Below are 4904 nucleotides of genomic sequence, written 5' to 3' on the forward strand. Positions count from 1 at the left end.
GCATACGGCGGCCATGCGCATCGCGTAGACGACCATCAGCTCGTACGTCGTCTCGCGGCCGAGCTCCCACGCCCCGGAGGACAGCAGCCTGTCGGCATTCTGCTCGGCGGCGACGATCAGCCCGCCAGCCACCGCCGAGGCGGCGAAGATCATGCCCACGAAGAGGAGTCCGCTGCCGAGGAAGGCGGTTGCGAAGAAGCGGTCCTCGGCCTCGCCGATCCGGTCGCGCACGACGCCGACGAACCAGAGGAACGCGATCCCGGCGAACGGCACCAGCCCGAGCCCGAGTAGGACGGCGTCGTGCCGTGATCCTTCCGAGAGCCACTGCTCGGCGTCGTCAGGATCCGCCGGGACTGCCGTGCGGACGAGAATGAGCGCCAGCGCGAAGAGGAGGGAGAACGCGATCCCCGCCAGCGCGGCCGCGCGCGGGGTCCTGATCGCCCGCGCGACGGCTCCCGACTCCGCCAATGTCTCCGGGGACATGATCCGCTCAGGGTGTCGTCGGGACGGCCACCAGCGCCTCGACGTCCCCCAACGGGATGAGCGCGTCGGCCCACCAGTCCGGTGGCTGCGGCTGGACGGGTGTGTAGTCGACGCGCTGTTCGCCTGCGATCGGCGGCAACTGGTCGATCACCTGCGCCTGGCGCGCGACGACGGCCTCTTTCGTCACGTTGAACACCGTCAGGTCCTGGGTCTGCACGACCGGCCCGTCGTACACGGCGCGGAGCTCGGAGAAGATCAGGGGGATGACCTGGGGGGAGAGGAACGTGTGGATGAGGCCGGCCATGCGCGGCCGCACGAGCCCGAACACCTTGCCGGCCGCCGCGGGCGAGGTGTGGGCGGCGTTGAGCGCGATCGTCGCCCGCTCGATCGAGAGGCCCGTCGCGGCGGCGAGCGCGGCGGCGGGTGGGAAGCACTCGTGGATGAGCAGGTCGACGCCTCCTTCGCAGGCGCGCACGAGCGGCCTGCCTGCGCGCGTGTCGCCCGAGTGGACGAACGTGAGGCCGGCGAAGTCGAAGCGGTAGCCGACGGCGCCGCTCGCGGCGTGGATGACCGGGACGAGGTCACGGTGACGCCGTTCGCCTCGTAGACGACCTGCGTCTCCCTGAAGTCGAACTCGGACACCTCGAGCTCCAGGCTGTCGGGGTTGATCGGGCCGCGGCTGCCCGCGGTGTCCCAGGCGAGCGCTTCCTGGATCGACTCCACGAAGTGCCGCGTGCCGAGGCGCGGCTCGGACCCGCTCGGGCCCCAGACCGCGACCGGCCGGTCTGCCCGCCCGACCTTCGAGTAGCTGCCCGAGAGCGTGATCAGGTCGGCCATGTGGTCGGCGTAAAGATGGGTGAAGAACACCTTGTCGAGCTTGTTGACGGGCCGACAGGGCCATAGCCCCTGCGCAGCCGACACGCGATCAGCTGTCTCCGCATCGTCCGATCCTGAGTCCCGGGCGCACGCCCGACACAAGCGCCCCGGGGCCGGTCACGCTGCTCGCCGACACCCGTGCTTACGGATTGTCGATCTTGTCGGCGGCGCTACCGCCGCGCCACCCGGCGTACTCGTGTCGCGGCATCTCGATGTCGTTCGTCGGCTCGTGAGCCATCTTCCCGCATGACGAGCAGACCGTGTAGCTCTCGCCCTCCTCCACACGGTGCGTCCAACTATGACGCCCCAACCAGCAAGACACCCTCTTCACATCGCCTGCTTCCGCCTGCCTGGAGACACGTCCAGCGCGATCTGCTCACTCGCGTCCGGGGCGTCGTTCTCGGTCCCGGCGGCGCTCCGCCTCGTAGTATTCGCCGGCGGGCGCGCGTGCGGACCACCGCGTGGTCGTCATCTCATCGCGCATCCGCGCAGCCTCCCGCTCCGCCGCTACGTCCTCGGCCGACGTCGGCGTGGGCCTCAGCCACGGAACGAGTCGTGCGAGCTTCTTCATGTGACCCTGATGACCTTCTCCCACCCGATCCGCGAATGGCGCGAGAATCGGCGCGTGGACGACCCGCCGCAGCTGCGTCTCGTCACCGACGCCGACCGGCCCGTGGTCGAGCGGCTCTGGCAGCTCTACTCGCACGACATGTCGGAGGTCCGCGGCACGCTCCCGAACGCCGAGGGCACCTTCAAGGCAGGGCGGCTGCCGACGTACCTCGACACGCCGGACGCGGCGGCGTACCTCATCCGGTACCGCGGCGCGCCCGCCGGCTTCGCGTTCGTCCGGGGCCTCACGGGTGAAGCGCGGTCGATCGGCGACTTCTTCGTCGTCCGGGCGGCTCGACGGCGCCGAATCGGCTACGACGTCGCGAGAGAGCTGCTCAGGCGCCACCCCGGCGCGTGGGAGATCGGGTTCCAGGCGGAGAACGGCGGCGCGCCCGAGTTCTGGCGTCGTGTCGCCACCGACGCGGTCGGGGACGGCTGGCGCGAGGAGCTCCGGCCTGTCCCCGGGAAGCCGCACATCCCGGACGACCACTTCATCGTCTTCACGACAAGCTCCTGACGACCGGAAAGGTATCGGGGACGACGGCTGAAAGCGCGTTCGTCGACACCTCTCGTCCTCGCCGCGCGAGGCGAAGCGGCGTCGATCCGGTGCTATCCTTTCGGCACCACATTTCACCGGCTTGGCGAAATGGGCGCGGTATGCGCCCATTTGTTTTGAAAGGACTCGATTCGATGGCAACCGGCACGTACGACAGGGAGCGCGAGCTGACGGCGGCGATCACGCCGGCCGTCGAGTCGACGCTGCCGCGCGTCGAGGTGCTGGCCGTCGAGATCCTTTCTCCGTCGCGGTTCTGCGTCTACGTCGACCATCCCGACGGGGTCGACTTCGCGCTCTGCGAGCGGGTCACGCGCCTGCTCGACGACTACCGGTCGGACTGGACGATCGACGTCTCGTCGCCGGGGCCGCAGCGCCCGGTTCGCCGGCCGCAGCACTTCCGCCGGGCGATCGGCGGCACGGTGAAGCTCAAGACGGCCGATGCGAAGCGCCTTCGCGGAACGCTCGTGGCGGCCGACGACCATGCCGTGACCGTCTCGGTCGACGGGACGGCGCACCAGATCCCGGTCGATCAGATCGTCCGGGGCAACGTGATCGACGAGGACGGTGTGCAATGAGCCAGGAGATCATCGAGGGAATCCGCACGATCGAGAAGGAGAAGGGCATCGAGTCCGGCACCCTCGTGGCAGCGCTCGAGGACGCCCTCCTCGCGGCGTACAAGAAGACGCCGGGCGCCGCGCGCCATGCGACGGTCGAGCTCGACGACGAGGGTGAGTTCCGAGTCTTCGCGCTCGACATCCCGAGCGACCTCGAGGCGCGCCTGCTCGACGAGGCACGCGAGCGCGCGATCGACGACCTCGAGCGCATCGAGGAGGAGACGGGCGAGAAGCAGCACACGCTGATCGTCGACGACGAGCTCGACCTCGACTGGGAGCAGGTTCCCGACAACCTGATCGACCGCACCGACGCGACGCCGGACGACTTCGGCCGCATCGCCGCGATGACCGCCAAGCAGGTGATCCAGCAGCGCATCCGCGAGGCGGAGCGGGCGATCATGTACGAGGAGTACGTCGACCGGCAGGGCGAGGTCGTGACCGGGATCGTCCAGCAGGCCGGCGACCGCAACAACGTCCTCGTCGACCTCGGGAAGGTCGAGGCGCTGCTGCCGCGCTCCGAGCAGGTCGACGGCGAGCGCTACGAGCAGGGCTCCCGCATCAAGGCCGTGATCATCGAGGTGCGCTCCGGGACGAAGGGGCCGCAGGTGATCCTCTCGCGCCGCGCGCCGCAGCTGATCGAGGCGCTGTTCGAGCTCGAGGTTCCCGAGATCGCCGACGGGCTCGTCGAGATCCGCGGCGTCGCCCGCGAGCCGGGCTACCGCTCGAAGATCGCAGTCGAGTCGCACGTCCAGGGCGTCGATCCGGTCGGCGCCTGCGTCGGTCCGCGCGGATCGCGCGTCCGCATGGTCGTGTCGGAGCTCCGCGGCGAGAAGATCGACATCATCCCGTGGAACACCGAGCCGGCGCGCTTCGTCGCGAAGGCGCTGTCGCCCGCACGGGTGCGCGAGGTCTACATCGACGACGAGAGCCGCGATGCGACCGTCGTCGTCCCCGACGACCAGCTCGCGCTCGCAATCGGCAAGGAGGGCTTGAATGCCCGGCTGGCCGCGCGCCTGACGGGCTGGAAGGTCGATATCAAGTCCGACACCGAGTTCGCGCAGGCGGAGGCCGACGCGGCGTTCGCGGGCGCGGACGACGGCGACGGTGACTTCTCCGGCCGCTGCGCCGCGCTCCTCTCGAACGGGAAGCGGTGCCCGAACGCTGCGCTGCCCGGGTCGAAGTACTGCGGCGTCCCCGCGCACCAGGCGCTCGCAACCGATCCCACCGCCGGCGCCACGATCGAGACCGCGACGGAGGTCGTCCCGGACGAGGCGACGGTGGCCGAGGAGGCCGTGGCCGAGGTCGAAGCGGCACTCGCCGACGGGGAGCTGACTACCGCCGAGGCCGCGGCCGCGGAAGGTGCCGTCGCGGATGCGACGGAAGTCGCCGTCGGGGCCGAGCTCGAGCCCGCCGGTGAGCCCGACGCAGCCGAGGGGGAGCGCGACGAAGCGTGAGCGCCGCACACCGCCCAGAGACGGACGTGACGGCGAGCCCAGGGCTCGCGCCCATCTACACTGGGGTGTCGGATGGCTGACGGACCCAACAGGCCAAATCGCCCGATCCGCCCGCGCGGCGGCGGCCAGGGAGGCCGACGCCGGCGTGTCGTGATCGAGGGGGGCGCCGCGCGCGGACGGGACGCACGCGCTGCGCGCGACCGCTCACAGCAGGCGCCGCCTCGTCAGCAGCAGGCGCCGGTCCAGCCGACAGGCCCTGTCACCGTCGAGTCGGGCGTCACCGTCAAGGACCTCTCCGGCGCCCTCGGCGTG

Annotated in this window: 5 protein-coding genes and 1 pseudogene; 4 read left to right on the top strand and 2 right to left on the bottom strand. The window is 70.6% G+C overall.

Annotated elements, in window-relative coordinates:
• Both VNM44_RS10110 and VNM44_RS10115 read right to left on the bottom strand, forming a co-directional pair.
• A pseudogene (locus tag VNM44_RS10110) lies at positions 1 to 483 on the bottom strand (hypothetical protein); the annotation flags it as partial.
• A gap of 7 nt (positions 484 to 490) precedes the next feature.
• The gene (locus tag VNM44_RS10115; RefSeq protein ID WP_325625752.1) at positions 491 to 958 is read right to left on the bottom strand and encodes a hypothetical protein; all 468 of its coding nucleotides are present in this window, start codon (positions 956 to 958) and stop codon (positions 491 to 493) included.
• 1026 nt (positions 959 to 1984) lie between these two features.
• Between VNM44_RS10115 and VNM44_RS10120 the strand changes: the two genes are divergently transcribed.
• The 4 genes from VNM44_RS10120 to VNM44_RS10135 all read left to right on the top strand — a co-directional run.
• Entirely contained in the window at positions 1985 to 2485 is a 501-nt protein-coding gene (locus VNM44_RS10120; protein WP_325625753.1) for a hypothetical protein, read from the top strand.
• Positions 2486 to 2658: 173 nt separating this feature from the next.
• A complete protein-coding gene (gene rimP / locus VNM44_RS10125) occupies positions 2659 to 3099 on the top strand; it encodes a hypothetical protein (protein ID WP_325625754.1) in 441 nt (146 codons plus the stop codon).
• Positions 3096 to 4592, top strand: coding sequence for a transcription termination factor NusA (gene nusA, locus VNM44_RS10130; protein WP_325625755.1), 1497 nt, complete (start codon positions 3096 to 3098; stop codon positions 4590 to 4592). Before rimP ends, nusA begins: the two co-directional genes overlap by 4 nt.
• Before the next feature lie 72 nt (positions 4593 to 4664).
• Positions 4665 to 4904: hypothetical protein (locus VNM44_RS10135; RefSeq protein WP_325625756.1), on the top strand; the 240-nt coding region annotated here is incomplete at its 3' end.

The organism is Gaiella sp., assembly GCF_035558935.1.
GTDB lineage: Bacteria > Actinomycetota > Thermoleophilia > Gaiellales > Gaiellaceae > Gaiella.

Bases quoted from the DNA above. Each gene is read 5' to 3' on its own strand.
- rimP (WP_325625754.1), top strand. From the start codon at position 2,659: ATGGCAACCGGCACGTACGACAGGGAGCGCGAGCTGACGGCGGCGATC.
- nusA (WP_325625755.1), top strand. From the start codon at position 3,096: ATGAGCCAGGAGATCATCGAGGGAATCCGCACGATCGAGAAGGAGAAG.